This window comes from Stenotrophomonas sp. STEN014 (assembly GCF_056760315.1).
In genome coordinates this window covers 441,423-458,584 of record NZ_JBRREN010000001.1, presented here as the reverse complement: position 1 = coordinate 458,584, position 17,162 = coordinate 441,423, and the positions used below count along the sequence as shown (strand labels likewise).

The 17,162-nt window shown below is 63.1% G+C and carries 16 protein-coding genes; 2 read left to right on the top strand and 14 right to left on the bottom strand.

Annotated features, from left to right (window positions below; genetic code table 11):
• Positions 1-4: 4 nt before the first annotated feature.
• The 3 genes from bioD to ACVOMC_RS01850 all read right to left on the bottom strand — a co-directional run bounded on the left by bioD (position 5) and on the right by ACVOMC_RS01850 (position 3,088).
• Positions 5-655, bottom strand: a complete 651-nt coding sequence (bioD, locus tag ACVOMC_RS01860) for a dethiobiotin synthase (RefSeq protein WP_481522622.1) — start codon at positions 653-655, stop codon at positions 5-7.
• Positions 652-1,938, bottom strand: coding sequence for an adenosylmethionine--8-amino-7-oxononanoate transaminase (bioA, locus tag ACVOMC_RS01855; RefSeq protein ID WP_481522621.1), 1,287 nt, complete (start codon positions 1,936-1,938; stop codon positions 652-654). The genes bioD and bioA overlap by 4 nt, the downstream gene beginning before the upstream one ends.
• Before the next feature lie 103 nt (positions 1,939-2,041).
• A complete protein-coding gene (locus tag ACVOMC_RS01850; RefSeq protein ID WP_481522620.1) occupies positions 2,042-3,088 on the bottom strand; it encodes an NAD(P)-dependent alcohol dehydrogenase in 1,047 nt (348 codons plus the stop codon).
• A gap of 225 nt (positions 3,089-3,313) precedes the next feature.
• Here ACVOMC_RS01850 and ACVOMC_RS01845 point away from each other — a divergent pair, with 225 nt between their 5' ends.
• Complete coding sequence (locus ACVOMC_RS01845) at positions 3,314-4,348, top strand: HPP family protein (protein ID WP_481522619.1); 1,035 nt, start codon at positions 3,314-3,316, stop codon at positions 4,346-4,348.
• A 318-nt stretch (positions 4,349-4,666) separates the two neighbouring features.
• Here ACVOMC_RS01845 and ACVOMC_RS01840 read toward each other — a convergent pair whose 3' ends face one another.
• The 3 genes from ACVOMC_RS01840 to ACVOMC_RS01830 all read right to left on the bottom strand — a co-directional run bounded on the left by ACVOMC_RS01840 (position 4,667) and on the right by ACVOMC_RS01830 (position 6,996).
• Positions 4,667-5,128, bottom strand: a complete 462-nt coding sequence (locus ACVOMC_RS01840; protein ID WP_481522618.1) for a hypothetical protein — start codon at positions 5,126-5,128, stop codon at positions 4,667-4,669.
• Between the two features lie 246 nt (positions 5,129-5,374).
• The gene (locus tag ACVOMC_RS01835) at positions 5,375-6,040 is read right to left on the bottom strand and encodes a hypothetical protein (protein ID WP_481522617.1); all 666 of its coding nucleotides are present in this window, start codon (positions 6,038-6,040) and stop codon (positions 5,375-5,377) included.
• Positions 6,041-6,513: 473 nt separating this feature from the next.
• Entirely contained in the window at positions 6,514-6,996 is a 483-nt protein-coding gene (locus ACVOMC_RS01830; protein WP_481522616.1) for a pyridoxamine 5'-phosphate oxidase family protein, read from the bottom strand.
• 448 nt (positions 6,997-7,444) lie between these two features.
• Between ACVOMC_RS01830 and ACVOMC_RS01825 the strand changes: the two genes are divergently transcribed.
• Positions 7,445-8,740, top strand: a complete 1,296-nt coding sequence (locus ACVOMC_RS01825; protein ID WP_481522615.1) for a solute carrier family 23 protein — start codon at positions 7,445-7,447, stop codon at positions 8,738-8,740.
• Between the two features lie 163 nt (positions 8,741-8,903).
• Here the strand turns inward: ACVOMC_RS01825 and ACVOMC_RS01820 are convergent, their stop codons facing one another.
• The 8 genes from ACVOMC_RS01820 to ACVOMC_RS01785 all read right to left on the bottom strand — a co-directional run bounded on the left by ACVOMC_RS01820 (position 8,904) and on the right by ACVOMC_RS01785 (position 17,052).
• A complete protein-coding gene (locus ACVOMC_RS01820; RefSeq protein WP_481522614.1) occupies positions 8,904-9,407 on the bottom strand; it encodes an REP-associated tyrosine transposase in 504 nt (167 codons plus the stop codon).
• Between the two features lie 837 nt (positions 9,408-10,244).
• Positions 10,245-10,376: a hypothetical protein gene (locus ACVOMC_RS01815; protein WP_481522613.1), complete on the bottom strand. Its 132-nt coding sequence runs from the start codon at positions 10,374-10,376 to the stop codon at positions 10,245-10,247.
• 843 nt (positions 10,377-11,219) lie between these two features.
• The gene (locus ACVOMC_RS01810) at positions 11,220-11,462 is read right to left on the bottom strand and encodes a hypothetical protein (protein WP_481522612.1); all 243 of its coding nucleotides are present in this window, start codon (positions 11,460-11,462) and stop codon (positions 11,220-11,222) included.
• Positions 11,463-11,507: 45 nt separating this feature from the next.
• Positions 11,508-12,128: a hypothetical protein gene (locus tag ACVOMC_RS01805; RefSeq protein ID WP_481522611.1), complete on the bottom strand. Its 621-nt coding sequence runs from the start codon at positions 12,126-12,128 to the stop codon at positions 11,508-11,510.
• A 2-nt stretch (positions 12,129-12,130) separates the two neighbouring features.
• The gene (locus ACVOMC_RS01800) at positions 12,131-13,000 is read right to left on the bottom strand and encodes a DUF4747 family protein (protein ID WP_481522610.1); all 870 of its coding nucleotides are present in this window, start codon (positions 12,998-13,000) and stop codon (positions 12,131-12,133) included.
• Positions 13,001-13,088: 88 nt separating this feature from the next.
• Positions 13,089-13,853 (bottom strand): TSCPD domain-containing protein, encoded by a 765-nt coding sequence (locus ACVOMC_RS01795; protein WP_481522609.1) that lies wholly within the window; start codon positions 13,851-13,853, stop codon positions 13,089-13,091.
• An 85-nt stretch (positions 13,854-13,938) separates the two neighbouring features.
• Positions 13,939-14,754 carry a histone gene (locus ACVOMC_RS01790; RefSeq protein ID WP_481522608.1) on the bottom strand — a complete coding sequence of 272 codons (816 nt, stop codon included), beginning with the start codon at positions 14,752-14,754 and terminating at the stop codon, positions 13,939-13,941.
• 144 nt (positions 14,755-14,898) lie between these two features.
• Complete coding sequence (locus ACVOMC_RS01785; RefSeq protein ID WP_481522607.1) at positions 14,899-17,052, bottom strand: adenosylcobalamin-dependent ribonucleoside-diphosphate reductase; 2,154 nt, start codon at positions 17,050-17,052, stop codon at positions 14,899-14,901.
• Positions 17,053-17,162 lie beyond the last annotated feature (110 nt).

The window sequence follows — 17,162 nt, the reverse complement described above, 5'->3', positions numbered from 1 at the left end:
GCCGTCAGGCCAGCTCCAGCCGCGGCGCCTCGTACCATTGCGCCTGCGGAAAATGGCGCGCCACATGCGCACGGATGAAACCGCGGCTGTCAGCGGCGATCACTTCATCATCGCTGTCGTCGCGGCAGTTCCATGCCACCCCGTGCAGCGTGATGCCGCGCGCGGCAATGGCCTCCAGCGACAGCAGCGTGTGGTTGATGCTGCCCAGCCGCCCGGAGGTCACCAGCAGTACCGTCCAGCCGCGCTGGACCACATAGTCGATGGTCAGCAGCTGCGCGGTCAGCGGCACCATCAGGCCACCGGCACCTTCCACCAGCACCGTGTCATAGCGCGCGCGCAAACGCGCGGTGGCCTGTTCGATCGCGGCAAGATCCAGCTCGCGCTGTTCCAGCCGCGCGGCCAGGTGCGGCGAGGCCGGATAGGCGTACAGCACCGGCATCGTCGTGCCATCGCGGTCTTCCTCGAACAGATCACAGCCCATGATGCGGCGGTGCATCAGGATGTCGTCGGACGCACCGACGCAACCGGTCTGCACCAGCTTCTGGGTGATGACGTTGTCCCCTTGCTCAAGCCACTGCCGCGCCAGCCAGCCGGTGACCACGGTCTTGCCGATATCGGTATCGATGCCACTGACGAATACCACCTTGCCGTTCATGCGCGCATATCCTCGTCCTGCAGGCTGGCCACCAGCGCCACCATGCCCTCGCACAGCTGTTGCAGCTGCGCCGGTTCAATCACATACGGCGGCATCACATACACCAGCCGTCCAAACGGGCGGATCCAGATGCCCGCCTCCAGCATGCGCTGCTGGATGCGTTCCAGCCGCAGCGGCGCCTTCAGCTCGATCACCCCGATCGCACCGAGCACCCGCACATCGGCCACCTGCGGCAGCGCGCGTGCCGGCGCCAGCCCCTCGTGCAGGCGGTGCTCGATCGCTGCCACCGTGCCCTGCCAGTCCTGCGACCGCAGCAGCCGGATCGAGGCGGCCGCCACCGCGCAGGCCAACGGGTTGGCCATGAAGGTGGGGCCGTGCATGAACACGCCCGGCTCGCCGCCGGCGATGCCCTCGGCCACCGCACGCGTGCACAGCGTCGCGGCCAGGGTCATGTAACCGCCGGTCAACGCCTTGCCGATGCACAGAATGTCCGGACTGATACCGGCATGCTCGCAGGCGAACAGCCGCCCGCTGCGGCCGAAGCCGGTGGCGATCTCGTCGCAGACCAGCAGCACGTCATGCGCGTCGCATAGCCGCCGCAGCTCGCGCAGGTACTGCGGATGATAGAAGCGCATGCCACCGGCGCCCTGCACGATGGGCTCGATGATGAACGCCGCCAGCGTGTCAGCGCGCTCGGCGAACAGTTGCGCGACCGGCGCGATATCACGCTCATCCCACGGTTCGTCAAACCCCGTACGTGGCGCCGGCACAAAGCAGCGCGCCGGCAGCGACGCACCGAACAGGCCATGCATGCCGGTGACCGGGTCGCACACCGACATCGCGTTCCAAGTGTCACCGTGATAACCGGAGCGGGTGGTGGCGATGTTGTTCTTGCAGGGTTTGCCGCGTGCGGCCTGGTACTGCACCGCCATCTTCAGCGCCACCTCCACCGACACCGAACCGGAGTCGGCGTAGAAGATCGCCTCCAACCCCGCCGGCACGATCTCCAGCAGCGCCTTGCCCAGCGCGATCGCCGGCTCATGGGTGAGCCCGCCGAACATCACGTGCGACATCTTTCCCAGCTGCCCGATGACGGCCTGGTTCAACACCGGGTGGTTGTAGCCATGCACCGCGCACCACCACGAGGCCATGCCGTCGATCAGGCGGGTACCGTCTTCCAGTTGCAACAACACGCCATCGGCACGGGCGACCTTGAGCACCGGCACCGGGCCGCCCAGCGCACTGTAGGGATGCCACAGGTGCTCACGGTCGAATTGATCCATCACCATCATCCAGAACCACGCCGCGCGGGAGCGCGGCTTGCAGGGCGCGTACCTTACGCCCTCGCCCGCAGCGGCGCACGTGCGCCGCCACGATGGGTTCTCGTCACTGCGGCAGCGAGGCCATATCGATGACGAAGCGGTAGCGCACATCGGATTTCTCCATGCGCTCATAGGCCTCGTTGATCTGGTCCATGCGGATCATTTCGCAGTCCGGCAGGATGTTCTTCTCCGCACAGAAATCCAGCATCTCCTGGGTCTCGCGGATGCCACCGATCAGGGAACCGGCGATGCAGCGGCGGCCCAGCAGCAGTGGCACGGAGTTGATCTGGCCCATCGGCCCGACCTGGCCCACGATCACCAGCGTGCCGTCCACATCCAGCAGCGGCAGGTAGGGGTCCAGCTCATGCTTGACCGGCACCGTGTCGATGATCAGATCGAACGAGGCCGCGGCCGCGGCCATCGCCGCCTCGTCACTGGAGACCAGCAGGCGGCCGGCGCCCAGTTCCAGCGCATCGGCCTGTTTGGACGGGCTGCGGCTCAGTACAGTGACCTCGGCGCCCAGACCGGCCGCCAGCTTCACCGCCATATGGCCCAGACCGCCCAGGCCGATCACGCCAACGCGGCTGCCCGGGCCCACGTTCCAGCTGCGCAGCGGCGACCAGGTGGTGATGCCGGCGCACAGCAGCGGCGCGGCGCGCGCCAGGTCCAGCCCTTGCGGCATGCGCAGGCAGAATTCCTCGCGCACCACCAGATGCTTGGCGTAACCGCCCTGGGTGGGCTCGCCGCTGATGCGGTCGGCGCCGGCATAGGTGCCGGTCATGCCGTTGCGGCACAGCTGCTCCTGGCCGCTGTCGCACTGGTCGCAGGCCAGGCAGCTGTCGACCATGCAGCCGACCGCGACATGATCGCCCACCTTGTAGCGACTGACCTCGGCACCGACCTCGATCACCCGGCCGACGATTTCATGCCCCGGCACGATCGGGTAATAGCTCCAGCCCCAGTCGTTGCGGGCGGTGTGCAGGTCCGAATGGCAGACGCCGCAGTACAGGATCTCCATCGCCACATCGTTGCTGCGCAGCGCACGGCGTTCGAAGGTGAAAGGCGCCAGCGGCGAGGTCGGATCGTAGGCGGCGTAACCGTGGGTTTTCATGGGGCATCCGGTAAAGCCGCGGTGCGGCGCAGGCGCACAGTCTAGGTGCGCACCGGTGATGGCATAAGTCACGCCGGCAGGATGCAGCTGTCCATACATGGCCACCACAGGCATATCGAGCGAAGAAATCGCCATGAGCCGACGCCCGAATCGCCGCATTGCGTGTAGTGCGGCCAGCCCCTGTGGCCTGAAAATACGGGCGACACCTGCTACCGCTTTGCGCCGATGAAATCCTCTCCCACACCGCTCCCGCCGCTTCGCAGCTGGCTGGGTATTGAACGCAACCAGACCCGTCATGGCGAAAAGTGGATCTCCGCGCTGGGCGCGCTGCTGGGCCTGCTGGCGGTCTACCAGCTCACCCACTGGAGCTTTCCGCACGGCTTTGACGGCCATCCGGGCAGCACCCTGCTGCTGGCCTCGATGGGTGCCACCGCGGTGCTGGTGTTCGCGGTACCGCACGGTGCGCTTTCGCAGCCGTGGCCGGTACTGGCCGGGCACCTGGTCCCCGCGTTCATCGGCGTCAGCTGCCAGCAGCTGTTTCCCGGCCAGGTATGGACCGGCGCACTCGCGGTCGGACTGGCGGTGGCGGCAATGCACTACCTGCGCTGCATCCATCCGCCCGGTGGCGCCACCGCCCTGGCGGCGGTGATCGGCGGCAGCGACGTGCATGCGCTGGGCTACCACTATCTGCTCACGCCGGTGGCGATCAATGTCGGTGCGATCCTGCTGGCGGCGGTGCTGTTCAACGCCTGCTTCGCCTGGCGCCGCTATCCGGCCCATCTGCACCGCCGCCGGCAGCCCCTGCCCAGCGTGAGTCCGGCCCAGCGCAATTTCGATCTGACCCAGGAGGATTTCCACGCCGCCATCGGCCAGCTCAACTCCTTTGTCGACATCACCGACGAGAACCTCACCGAGCTGCTGGAACTGGCCAAGCAGCATGCCGAGCGCGTGTCGCTGCACCCGGCGCGGATCCAGGCAGGGCGCTGCTACAGCAATGGCCGGCTGGGCCGCACGTGGAGCGTGCGCCAGGTGCTCGCGCTGCCGGCGGCAGGCATCCCCACCACCCGTCTTTCGTATCGCATCGTCGCCGGCGACGGTTGCGGCCAACAGGGCGAGGCCAGTCCGGCGCAGTTCCAGCACTGGGCCCGCTTCCAGGTGGAGGCGCGCCAGGACGGACGCTGGATCAAGACCGGTGCCGGGGAACTGCCGGCGACCACCGGACAGGACGCCGCGCGCCGCCCGCCTTCGCTGCCGGCGTAAAGCACGCGCGCAGTCGCGCTCCGGCAAGCCCGGCGGGAACAGGTGCCGGCAGTCGTGCCTCCTCCATCGCGCGGGCGAAGGACGGGCGTGCCAGCGACCGCGCAACAACGGATAACGGTTGCTGATCGGATCGGCCCAGGCGGGGGAGAGCAGCAGTGGCGCGACCGCGCAGTCGGCCAGGCTGAGGTGCCCGCCGCATGCCTCCTCCAGCCGCTGCCCGGCGAACATGCCACCGAAAGAAAAAAGGCCGGCGCGCAAACCCGCGGCCGGCCCTGCTGGTTCCGCCAGAATCAACCGGCCCGGTTCAAACGGCCATATTCATCCGGCCACCCAGGTGCCGCCGCCCATGCTGCAGCTCTGCGGCAGACCTTCCAGACTGTCGGCGGTGCGCTCGTAGTAGTGGCCGTCGAACCTGCCACCGAAGATGTTCCGGCACACGCCCTGCGAGGGCGACGGGCAGGCCTCCATATAGGTCACCTCGGCCGGTGCGCTGCCGGCCTGCTTCAGGCCATCGGCCAGCCCTTCGCAGGCCCGGGTCAGGTCCTGCTCGGTGCTGGTGCCGGCGATCTGCATGCAATCGCGCGAGCGGATCGACTCGCCGAGGACGGTGATGGTGCCGGCGATCATGCAGGCTCGCCGCGCGCCCGCCGTGGCGGTGTCCGCGGCCACTGCGGGGCCCGTGGCGGCAGTCTCTTCCGCCACCGGCGCGGGTGCCAGCGTCAGCGGGGCCGTTGCCAGCGCCGGCTGCTCCGGCTCCGAACAGGCAGACAGTCCCGCCACCATGACCACCATCAGCCCCACCCATTTCCCTGTCTGTCGCACATTGCACTCCTGTGTCTTGATGGACTGCCGATCATAGGCAATGCAGGACATCGGCGCCCATCGATGCAGATCACAGTTACAGATACCGTCTGCCACCTTCGCGCCGGTTGCGGCGCGGTGGCCGCGCCAGCAATCGCCGCCACACAAAAAAAAGGGCCAAGCATCAGCCTGGCCCTGGTACCGGCCCGCGCAGGCGCGCGGCGGTCAGAAACGGTAGACCAAGCCCAGACCCAGCACCGGGTACACGCTCAGATCGATCTTGTCTTCCAGCTCGCGGCGCTCCTGCTCCAGATCGGCCTTGAACTGCGGATCGGCGGCCAGCCCGGTGGCGGCCAGGCTGACGCTGGTCTTGGCCGAGATCACGCCCAGGTCGGCGTAGAAGCCCAGGCCTTCACCGCGCGAACGGTAACCCACGCCCACATACGGCGCCACGCTGTCCTTGATTTCCACGCGGCCACGCAGCTGGCCCACATCGGCGGCGGTGTACTGCACGCCGTTGAACTCGTAGACGCCGCCGGCACGCGGGGTACCGGTGACAGCCGCGCGGATATCACCGACCACCAGACCGGCCGAGACGTGGAAGCCGCCCGACAGCGGATGCCAGTTGAGCTTGACGGTGGCGTTGTTGAACTTCAGATCCCCCTGGTAGCGGACGTCATCGGTGTTCTCGTCGCCGTCGATGGTGAAGGAGTTGTAGCCCACGGTGGCGGAGAAACGCTCGGTGAACTGCGAATTCAGGTCCACGCCATAGCCCAGCGTGGACACGCCGGCACCGACGCTCACGTCGTCAAAGGCGGCCGCGGCGGCGGCGGGGACAACCAGGCTGGCAGAGAACGCAACGGCCAGGGCGAGGACAGTGGGTTTGAACATGAATATGAAATCCGGAAAGAAAGAGATCGGCCATAAGGCGCTGCCGGTAACGGCAGCGAGCGGGAAACCTTTAATAGTGGTCTGCTCCCGTTCCCGCCCTGCCTGAAACCACAGCGACCCGCCTCAGAATCCTCCCCACCGGACAAGCCGGAGCACCACCGAACCGGCCTAAAGCCGTGACCGGGTAGCCACTATTTGCAAAACGACGGAAGAGCGTTCGCGCAGCAGCCGTGCACGTGTCGCAACGCTCTTCTAAAAGCCCGGTGGCGGATCAAAGCCATCCGCCTGCGTAGCAGATGGAAACCTTGGACCTTGAACCATCACCCAAACAGAAGAGCCATTGAAAAAATCGACGCTGCCCCGGGTTATACGGCCCATGTCTTACCCATGAAAAATGGCTGCCGTGTGGCAGCCATTTCCATGGACCCGACAGGGATGGGAATTCAATCCCTCGCTTATTCCCCGTGCATCAATCAATGCAGATTGATGTGCGCCTGGTTGTCGGCGTAGTCCTTCTTCGGGTCCACACCCAGCATCATCTTGATCCCGGCCAGAAGGTTGTTCTCGTTCTTCCAGACCTCGGCATCAGCGGGATCAAAGCGCAGCAGTACCAGCGTGGGATCATCCTTGCCCTCGAACCACGCGGCAATAAACGGGTTCCACAGGCGCTCGATCATGGCCGGATCGTTGTGCACGCTCAACGTGCCATTGATGGTCGCAAACAGTTCATGCCCCTTGGCCACCACGAGCACCTGCGCCGCCGTCCCCGTCCGGGCCAGGTCCGCCAGCGTATTGGGCCGGCCGGCGAAGAACCATACCGGGCCATGCTCTCCCTCCACCAGGGCGGTCATCGGCCTGGGCGCGCCGTGGTGACTGCCCGGCACACCCAGCAGCACGGTACGGTCGGAGGCCAGGGTCTTCCAGAGTTTTTCCTGAAGCTCTTCGGGTGTGGTCATCCACGTTTCTCCACTTGAGGGAAACCCGATCCTCGCCGACCGTCCATATGCAGACAGTGATGACAGACGCCGCCATTGAAGACATCACCGCAACCTGTGCACCGTCGCGATCCGCGGAGCCCAGGGAACCGGTGCCGCTCCATCACATCGACATGCATCCAGCGGAAGCGGTTTGATTCGGACCTGCGGCGCTCATCCTTCGAGCCGGCGTCGCCGCTCATCGCCACGCCCGGCAGGTGACTTCTGCCGCGTCAGCCGATCTGCAACGGCCGAATGGCCGGTCAAATGCACCCGGCCGCGCAACAGGCGAAAGCCGTTGAACGTGAGCTCTCGTCAAAACCAGCGGGGCAGAGCGAATAATTGACTCTGACAGCGGGGTTTTCTTCCGATTTCCGTGGGCACGCCCGGCCTCTACAATCAGCCCAGCACTTCTCCGGATGCAAACCAGATGGGCATGTTCTCGTGGACCGAAAAGTCCCCCGCCGCGCTGCAGAACGGCGGCGTCATCGGACCCGACGAGCGCCTGCCCTGGGCGCAAACGGGGCTGATGGGCATCCAGCACGTGATAGCCATGTTCGGCTCGACGGTGCTCGCGCCCATCCTGATGGGGTTTGACCCCAATCTGGCCGTGCTGATGAGTGGTGTCGGCACCCTGATTTTCTTCCTCATCACCGGCGGCAAGGTCCCCAGCTACTTGGGCTCGTCGTTCGCCTTCATCGGCGTGGTGAACGTGGCCACCGGCTATGTGGCCAGCCAGGGGGCCAACGCCAATATCGGGCTGGCATTGGGCGGCATCATGGCCTGTGGCCTGGTCTACATCGCCACTGGCGTGCTGGTCCACGCGGTGGGCACGCGATGGATCGAACGCTTCATGCCGCCGGTCGTCACTGGCGCGGTGGTGGCCGTGATCGGCCTGAACCTGGCCTCGATTCCCATCAAGACCATGGCCGCCAACAACTTCGATGCGTGGATGCAGGCGGTGACCTTCCTGTCGGTCGCGCTGGTGGCGGTGTTCACCCGCGGCATGCTGCAGCGCCTGCTGATCCTGATCGGCCTGATCGTGGCCAGCGGCATCTATGCCGGTCTGACCAACGGCCTGGGGCTGGGCAAACCCGTCGATGTCAGCGGCATCGCCGCCGCCCCGTGGTTTGGCCTGCCGTCCCTGCATGCGCCGGTTTTCAGCACCCGCGCCATGCTGCTGATCGTGCCGGTGGTGATCATCCTGGTGGCCGAAAACCTGGGCCATATCAAGGCCGTGACCGCCATGACCGGCCGGAACCTGGACCAGTACATGGGCCGCGCCTTCATCGGTGACGGTGTGGCAACCCTAGTCTCCGCTGCCGGCGGCGGCACGGGCGTGACCACCTACGCCGAGAACATCGGCGTGATGGCCGCCACGCGCATCTACTCCACCGCGGTGTTCCTGGTCGCGGCACTGATCGCCATCGCGCTGGGCTTCTCACCGAAGTTCGGCGCCCTGATCCAGGCCATCCCGCTGCCCGTGATGGGCGGGGTGTCGATCGTGGTGTTCGGTCTGATCGCCATCGCCGGCGCCAAGATCTGGGTCGACAACAAGGTGGATTTTTCCGACACCAAGAACCTGATCGTGGCGGCCATCACCCTGATCCTCGGCACCGGCGAGTTCACCTTGAAGTTCGGCGAGTTCGCGCTCGGCGGCATCGGCTGCGCCACCTTTGGTGCGATAGGGCTCTATGCGTTGCTTGGCCGCGCCAAAGCCCAGTGAAGCGGCACCTGTCTAAGACGGACAGAACGGAAACCCAGGGCCAGAGCCAATAATCGACTCTGACCCCCTGTTTTTAGTAGCCCGGGTAAGGCCAGCGGCCGCACCCGGGAAAGCCGTCACGTTGCGTTGGAGGAAAGCCCCGGGTGCGCATCGCTTACCCGGGCTACGCGTGCTCACCGACGTGCACCGGTGATGCGATCGCGCCCATGCCCCAATCCGCTGGCAACTCGCCATCACGCACGTAACGGTGGAACGAGGAGTACGGCCAATCAACCACGCGCGTGACCAGCCCATGCTTTACCGGATTGAAATGCACATAGTCCACGTGTGCACGCAGGTCATCGTCATCGCGGATCGTGTGCTCCCAGAAGCGCGACTGCCACGGTGACGGCCCCGCGTTCCGCAAACGCCGGGTGAACCCCTTCTTGATCTCCTGGCAGAGCCGCGAATAGTCCGCGTCGGTCTCGTGCATGCGGATAACGGCGTGCAAGTGGTCGGGAAGCACAACAGCAGCCACAACCGTGTGTGGAATGCGCGAACGTGCCTTCTGCCAGGATGCCCGCAGAAGATCGACATGCCGTACCAATGCGTCGTCGCGCCGATCGCGGAGAGTCACCGTAAAGAAATAGGCACCGCCCGCAACCCGGTTCCGCCGGTATCGCACCATCCCGAGCCACTCCGCGCCCCATCATGCGACCAACAGTAGCCCCGGTAAGGCCCGGGCCGCACCCGGAAAAGCCGCGCGTTGCCATCGGGGAATGCCCCGGGTGCGCGTCGTTTACCTGGGCTGGGCGCTGGTCAAAGGGGCCCGTACGTGCGGCGTGTGGAAACCTTTGTTCTCGCCTCTGATCTTGAAAAGCCAAGGCAGAAAAGCTTTCGTGCACCTGCGGTGCGCGAGTCACTTTGACCAGCCATTCGGCTGTTGAAGGGCCTTTCTTTGTCTGTGCAAAGAAAAGTAACCAAAAGAGACGCTTTCCCAACAGCCGAATGGCTGGTCAAGCACACCCGGACGCATGCCCGCGCCATGTGCGGGTCCGCCACTGCCCGGCGCATTTTTCGACGGCACATCCATGTACCGGCGAAAAACGACGCGCTCCTGCGCGTCGCCCTGCGGGTATCCGCGCCCGTCATTGGCCATGCTCTACGGGATTGAACGTCAACCGCAAAAGCACAAACTGAAAAGCAAACGGCGGAGAGCGGCCCAGACTCACATCCCGCTGGCATCCATACAGCGACGTAGCCCGGGTAAGGCCACCGGCCGCACCCGGGGGCGTCCCAATGTATGCATCGAGGGAAATTCCCGGGTGCGCTTTGCTTACCCGGGCTACGCGCTGTTGCTGTTGCTGTTGCTGTTGCTGTTGCTGTTGCTTTCAGCATTTGATCCACCCGAGCTGTGAAAGCATGCCGAGCACCGCAGTGGATCGGGGAAGAAGGCGCGGGTGTCTGAGCGAAGCGAGTTCCGCGCCGCTCCGATCCGCGAGGAGCGCAGGGCACCGATGCGGCTTCATCGCATCGGCATGCGTCCGGCGAAAGCGGTTTTGGTTACTTTTGCCAAGACAAAAGTGACCCGGCTGCGCAGCAGGCGGAAGCCTTTGACCTTGATCCACCGCCAGAACAAAAGGACCAGATCGAACAATCGACTCTGACCCCTGTTTTTGGTTTTTCACCGTAGCTCGGGTAAGGCCGGGGCCGCACCCGGGAAAGCCCCAAGTTGCCATCGGGAAACCACCCGGGTGCGCGGCGCTTACGCGGGCTACGCGCCTGACAGCCTGGCGCGTCACCGGACCCGCCCAAAGCCCTGCCGACCCGCACGGAAACTTGGCGAAGCAGTTGAAAGCCTCAACCGGCAAGAAAAAAGCCTTAACGGAGTAGCTCGGAGCCTTAACGGACAAGCTAAAAGACTTAATCGTTCAGCCAAAAGCCTTAACCGATAGACTAAAAGCCTCACGGGAGTAGCAAAAAGCTTTAATCGTTCAGCTAAAAGCCTCACGCGTCAGGCTAAGTGCCTCAACGGATAGGCTAGGAGCCTCAACGGAGCAGCTGGAAGCCTCAACCGGGTAGTTCGGCGGTTCAATGGGCCGCTGAAAAGGAGCGGCGCTGAGCGCAGCGGGTTCCGCACCATCCCGAGCCACTCCGCTCCATCACGCGACCAACGGTAGCCCGGGTAAGGCCCGGGCCGCACCCGGGAAAGCCGCACGTTGCCATCGGGGAACACCCCGGGTGCGCGTCGCTTACCCGGGCTACGTGCTGGTCAAGCACACCCGGACGCATGCCCGCGCGATGCGCGGGTTCGCCAATGCCCGGCGCATTTTTCGACGGCACATCCGTGTAGCGGTGAAAAACGACGCGCTCCTGCGCGTCGCCCTTCGGGTATCAGCGCCCGTCATTGGCCATGCTCTACGGGGATGAGCGTCAAAAGCGAAAAGCAGACTCAAGAGCAGAGCCGCTTTTGATTTCAGCTTTTGATCCACCCGAGCCGTCAAAGCATGCCGAGCACCGTAGTGGATCGGGGGAAGAAGGTGCGGGTGTTTGAGCGCAGCGAGTTCCGCGCCGCCCCGATCCGCGAGGAGCGCAGGGCACCGATGCGGCTATACCGCATCGGCATGCGTCCGGCGGAAGCGGTTTTGGTTCCTTTTGACGCAACAAAAGGAACCCGGCTGCGTAGCAGACGGAAGCCTTTGACCTTGATCCATCGCCAAAACAAAAGGGCCAGATCGAACAATCGAACCTGACCCTCTATTCCCGCCAAGAAGTAAACCTGATCCCGCTACTTCTCCTTAATCTTGGCATTCGGAAATTCCACAGAAAACTGCGATTGCGCAAAATTCCGGAACGCCTGTGACGCCCTATAGACGTGCAGCATTGCCGGAAGCGTGGAGACCAAAGAGTAAATAACGAGCAATGCAACGAGCCAGCCCAATGCCGCTCTAATTAATAATAATATAACTTGAGCAGCCAGCGGCAGCTGCTCCCAGGAAATACCTATGACATTCAGCACAAACGCAACGTGGCCTGATCCAACTTGAATTGCAAGAAGCAAGGCCGCGACTTGAAGAATCATGAAATGGAGAAAAGCGTTTGCCATCTCCTTCATTGCAGACGTCCCACTCCCGAAGTCGACAGCCAACAAAATTCGAAATTTATCGCTTCCAATACCGAGCGACAGCGTAAACGCTGCGATGGAAAAGCCTAACAGACCAGGGACCACGCTTATAGCAAGTGCAGGCGCGCGCCCTGAAGCCCATACAGGAAGCACAATTAATGACATCAGCACAGAGGCTCGAAAAAAAGGACTAGCCCGGAGCGCAGGAACCCCACCGTACTCTTTGAAATAAGTCTTTAGCGTCTCTTTAAAGTCACCCCACTGCTTTCCCGAGTCGCCTTCCATGATTAAACCCGCCTTCTGCGCCTTCTAACCGATCCGGAAATTTCGCTCATAGCGTTGTACTGAGCACTAATATCATCCACAACATCCGCATTATAGGCAGTTGTTGCAATTAATGGCCTACTGTCTTGGGTCGACCGCTTAACGATCTGCCCGTCATCATTAACACCTTTAACTTCAACATAGCCGTTCTCGTCTGCAACACGCGCAAGAGCAAGTGTTGCACCGTTCGGCTCCAACGTCCGATCAGCAGATGAGATGCGCTGCTCTAAACGATCAGCAGATTGCTCAAGCAAGAACCTGTTTAAATCCTCATATGGCGTCGTATCAAAGTCACCCGGGTTAGGACGATTTGAGCGAATGTAGATCTCACTAATATTATCGAGAAGGAAAACGCTATCGACGCTATTCTCCTCCGTGACAGGCCTTACCGTTACAGGACCAAATTCCTTAACCACCTTTGGCAAATCGAAAAGTTGCGTTAAAAATTTGAGCATCGAGGCAGGACCCACTCCCCCCTTAGCTGCCTCCACATCGAAAGCCAATGTGTGAGTCTTTTCGTCCAGAACAAATCGGCAGCGCTTCAAGCCAGGACGAAGATTGGCCGGAAGCTCGATCTTGTTCAGTTCGTCCTCCGATGCCTCCTCGTTGGTCTCCAAATCTAACCACGATTGTGCTGCGTCAAATTGTACGAAGGTGGATATCACACCGTGAACTCCTGGCGCATCAGCCCGAGGGGAGTCCCAAACTTGCGTTATCATTCCATAACGATCCGAATGTATCTTTGCGACTAAATGTCTGCGCTGAACGAATCGAATCAATCGTTCGTAGGTACCTTCGGGATGCGGATGCACAACTATATTAAGCGCAGCCATTCGCAGAACAGTATTCCGAGCCATCAATCACTTCCCTGATTAAAGAAAAGGCCAAGCATTAAGCTTGGCCAATTGATTCCTTAGTGCATCACCCGCACTTGCTATACCCACAATTCAAGCAAGTCTGGCAGCCATCCATCACCACCAGCGCCTTGGTGCTGCACTTGTGGCACATGGTCGCCGCGGCCGGGAAACTGCCGTTGTCGGCACTGGCGTCCTCGCCCGCTTCCACGGCGGCAACCGCGACGGTTACGGCTTCAGCGTTTTTTTTTGAGTGTTCCTCGAACTGCTTGCGCTTCTCGGCGATCATGGCGCGCTGGTGCGCGCTCATTTCCGGATCGTGCAGCAGGCCGATCGACTTCATGTGCTCTTCGACGATGAAGCCCAGCTCGGCCACCAGCGACGGCATGTACACGCCACCGGCCTTGAAGTAGCCGCCCTTCGGGTCGAACACGGCCTTCATCTCATCGACGATGAAGGTGACGTCGCCGCCCTTGCGGAACACGGCCGACATGATGCGGGTCAGCGCCACGATCCACTGGAAATGCTCCATCGACTTGGAGTTGATGAAGATCTCGAACGGACGGCGCAGCTCGTGCTGGGTATCGGCGTTGAGCACGATGTCGTTGATGGTCACGTAGAAAGCGTGCTCCACCAGCGGTGATTTGATCTTGTAGGTGCTGCCGATCAGCACTTCCGGGCGCTCGATGCGCTCGTGCATGTGCACGATGTTGTCCAGCGGGGTGGCGTCCTGGACCACGGCAACCGGGGCGCTGGCCGCTGCTTCCCGGGCTTTGTCGTCCGGAGTGACGACGGAGTAACCCTTGATTTTCTTGTCGATTTTGACGGCCATGGTGCGTGTCCTGGATATGCGTGGTGGTGCGGGGTATGCGGCAGCAACCCCGTCCTCGCGGTGAGGACGGGGCGCGCGGTGCGACTTACTTGCGAACGGCCTTCTTGACCGCCTTCTTCACGGTCGCGGCCTTTTTGGCAGCGGTCTTTTTGGCGGCCGCGGCCTGCTTGACGACCTTCTTTTCAACTTTCCTCACCGCTTTCTTGGCGGTGGCGACCTTCTTGACGGCCTTTTTCTCGGCAGTCTTTACCGCCTTCCTGGCGGCGGCGACCTTCTTGACGGCCTTCTTCTCGACGGTCTTTACCGCCTTCCTGGCAGCGGCGACCTTCTTGACCGCCTTTTTCTCGACGGTCTTCACCGCCTTCCTGGCGGCAGCGGTCTTCTTGACCACGGCCTTGGCCACCTTCTTCTCGGTGGCCTTCACTGCCTTTTTGGTGGCAGCGGCTTTCCTGGTCACGGCCTTGGCGACCTTCTTCTCGGCGGTTTTGACCGCCTTCTTCGCCGAGGCCGCCTTGCTGGCCGCGGTCTTCTCGACCTTGGCCAGGGCCTTCTTGGCCGCGGCGCGCTTGCCGGCGCCCTGCTTCTTCAGCGCGGCCGCTTCGGCCTGGGCGTTGACCTTGGCCGTTTCCAGCTTCTTGCGTACCGAGGAGACGGTCTTCTTCACTTCCTTGCTGGCGGCGGCCGCCTTCTTGGCGACGACCTTCTCGGCCTTGGCCACGGCCTTCTTCACCTTGGCGACCTGCTGCTTGGCGCCGGCCTCGGCTTTGCGGGCGCGGGCCTTGACTGCGACAACAGCGTCGCTGGCGGTGACCGCCAGGCTGTCTCCCAGATGGGCGGTGGTTTCTTTCACAGTCTCGACAACCTGGGAAACGGTCGCCGTCACACCATTACCATTGCTCATAAAGCCCTCCTCAGGGCGTCGGGTCTGTAACGTGGGCGATGCTATCTCGAAGCCGATGCAACGTGGAACTCACGCGGTACAACCCGATGGCGGCGACCATCGCGTCACCGCCCCGCCGCAGCGGCGGGACGGCCGGGACATTACTCAGAACTTGCCGTAATACCCTTCTTTCAAGGCATCGAACAGGTTGGCGGCGGTGTGCATTTCGCCGTCGTACTCGATCTGTTCGTTGCCCTTGACCTCCACCGTGGAGCCGTCTTCCAGCTCGAAGCGGTAGGTGGTGTTTTCCAGGTCCGCTTCCTTGACCAGCACGCCCTGGAAGGCGGCCGGGTTGAAGCGGAACGTGGTGCAGCCCTTCAGCCCCTGCTCGTGGGCGTAACGGTAGATGTCCTTGAACTGCTCGTACGGGTAATCCGTAGGCACGTTGGCGGTCTTGGAGATCGAGCTGTCCACCCATTTCTGCGCGGCGGCCTGCACGTCCACGTGTTCCTTGGGTGAGATGTCGTCGGCGCTGATGAAGTACTCCGGCAGCTGCGCGTCGGCGTCTTCGGCAAACGGCATGGCCTTGGCGTTGACCAGCGCGCGGTAGGCCAGCAGCTCGAAGGAGAACACGTCCACCTTCTCCTTGGACTTCTTGCCTTCGCGGATCACGTTGCGGCTGTAATGGTGCGCGAAGGACGGCTCGATGCCGTTGGAGGCGTTGTTGGCAAGGCTCAGCGAAATCGTGCCGGTCGGGGCGATGGAGCTGTGGTGGGTGAAGCGCGCGCCGGTTTCGGCCAGTTCCTTGACCAGTTCCGGAGCAACCGTGGCGATGCGCTGCATGTAGCGGCTGTACTTGGCGTGCAGCACCTTGCCGGCGATGGCCTGGCCGACCTTCCAGCCGTCCTTCTTCATTTCCGGGCGCTGGCGCAGCATCGCGGCGGTAACGGTGAACTGCTCGTCCATGATCGGCGCGGCGCCCTTCTCGCGGGCCAGTTCCAGACCGGTTTCCCAGCCGGCCACGGCCATGTCGCGGGCGATGGCTTCGGTGAATTCGCACGATTCCTTGGAGCCGTACTTCATCTGGAGCATGGTCATGGTGCTGCCCAGGCCGAGGAAGCCCATGCCGTGGCGGCGCTTGCGCATGATCTCGTTGCGCTGCTGCTCCAGCGGCAGGCCGTTGACCTCGACCACGTTGTCGAGCATGCGGGTGAACACGCGCACCACTTCCTTGTACTCGTCCCAGTCGAAGCTGGCCTTGTCGGTGAACGGATCGCGCACGAACTTGGTCAGGTTGACCGAGCCCAGCAGGCAGGCGCCGTACGGCGGCAGCGGCTGTTCGCCACACGGGTTGGTGGCGCGGATGTTTTCGCACCACCAGTTGTTGTTCATCTCGTTGACGCGGTCGATCAGGATGAAACCCGGCTCGGCGTAGTCGTAGGTGGAGACCATGATCATGTCCCACAGGTGGCGGGCACGGATGTGGCCGTAGACCTTGCAGGCGACCAGGCCATCGTCGCGGACGATGTAGTTCTCGTGGGTCGGCCAGTCACGCCAGACCACGTCCTCGGCCTTGGCCAGGTCGATGTCGCCGTGTTCCTTGGTGTTGAACGGGAACACCAGCGGCCAGTCGGCATCGGTCTTGACCGCCTCCATGAAACCGTCGGTGATCAGCAGCGACAGGTTGAACTGGCGCAGGCGCCCGTCCTCGCGCTTGGCGCGGATGAAATCCTTCACGTCCGGATGCGACACGTCGAAGGTGCCCATCTGCGCGCCGCGGCGGCCACCGGCACTGGACACGGTGAAGCACATCTTGTCGTAGATATCCATGAAGGACATCGGGCCGGAGGTGTAGGCCCCGGCGCCGGCTACGAAGGCGCCGCGCGGGCGCAGCGTGGAGAACTCGTAGCCGATGCCGCAGCCGGCTTTCAGGGTCAGGCCCGCTTCGTGGACCTTCTCCAGGATGCCGTCCATCGAGTCGGTGATGGTGCCCGACACGGTGCAGTTGATCGTGCTGGTGGCCGGCTTGTGTTCCTGCGCGCCGGCATTGGAGGTGATGCGGCCGGCCGGGATGGCACCGCGGCGCAGCGCCCAGACGAAACGCTCGTACCAGTAGGCGCGCTTCTCGTCACTGGCTTCGGCATCGGCCAGGGCACGGGCCACGCGCTGGTAGGTGCCGTCGATATCGGCATCCAGCGCTTCACCCGCCTTGGTCGTGAGGCGGTACTTCTTTTCCCAGATGTCCTGCGAGGCAGGCTGCAGAGGGATCAGGTCCGATTTGGTTTGATTGCTGACCACTTCAAGACGCACCGTGCTCATGATTATGGAAATTCTCTTCAAGGCGCCATGGGGCGCGATTTGGCTCTTCCCCGGCGGGCCGGGCGGCAACGACGACGACGCACAGCCGCGTGGTTACGCGCCTGCTGGCG

What these genes read in the sequence shown, in the direction of transcription:
- ACVOMC_RS01850 (WP_481522620.1), bottom strand. Translation starts at nt 3,088, where the DNA reads ATGAAAACCCACGGTTACGCCGCCTACGATCCGACCTCGCCGCTGGCG.
- ACVOMC_RS01805 (WP_481522611.1), bottom strand. Translation starts at nt 12,128, where the DNA reads ATGGAAGGCGACTCGGGAAAGCAGTGGGGTGACTTTAAAGAGACGCTA.
- bioA (WP_481522621.1), bottom strand. Translation starts at nt 1,938, where the DNA reads ATGGATCAATTCGACCGTGAGCACCTGTGGCATCCCTACAGTGCGCTG.
- bioD (WP_481522622.1), bottom strand. Translation starts at nt 655, where the DNA reads ATGAACGGCAAGGTGGTATTCGTCAGTGGCATCGATACCGATATCGGC.
- ACVOMC_RS01795 (WP_481522609.1), bottom strand. Translation starts at nt 13,853, where the DNA reads ATGGCCGTCAAAATCGACAAGAAAATCAAGGGTTACTCCGTCGTCACT.
- ACVOMC_RS01825 (WP_481522615.1), top strand. Translation starts at nt 7,445, where the DNA reads ATGGGCATGTTCTCGTGGACCGAAAAGTCCCCCGCCGCGCTGCAGAAC.
- ACVOMC_RS01785 (WP_481522607.1), bottom strand. Translation starts at nt 17,052, where the DNA reads ATGAGCACGGTGCGTCTTGAAGTGGTCAGCAATCAAACCAAATCGGAC.
- ACVOMC_RS01820 (WP_481522614.1), bottom strand. Translation starts at nt 9,407, where the DNA reads ATGGTGCGATACCGGCGGAACCGGGTTGCGGGCGGTGCCTATTTCTTT.
- ACVOMC_RS01830 (WP_481522616.1), bottom strand. Translation starts at nt 6,996, where the DNA reads ATGACCACACCCGAAGAGCTTCAGGAAAAACTCTGGAAGACCCTGGCC.
- ACVOMC_RS01835 (WP_481522617.1), bottom strand. Translation starts at nt 6,040, where the DNA reads ATGTTCAAACCCACTGTCCTCGCCCTGGCCGTTGCGTTCTCTGCCAGC.
- ACVOMC_RS01800 (WP_481522610.1), bottom strand. Translation starts at nt 13,000, where the DNA reads ATGGCTGCGCTTAATATAGTTGTGCATCCGCATCCCGAAGGTACCTAC.
- ACVOMC_RS01790 (WP_481522608.1), bottom strand. Translation starts at nt 14,754, where the DNA reads ATGAGCAATGGTAATGGTGTGACGGCGACCGTTTCCCAGGTTGTCGAG.
- ACVOMC_RS01845 (WP_481522619.1), top strand. Translation starts at nt 3,314, where the DNA reads ATGAAATCCTCTCCCACACCGCTCCCGCCGCTTCGCAGCTGGCTGGGT.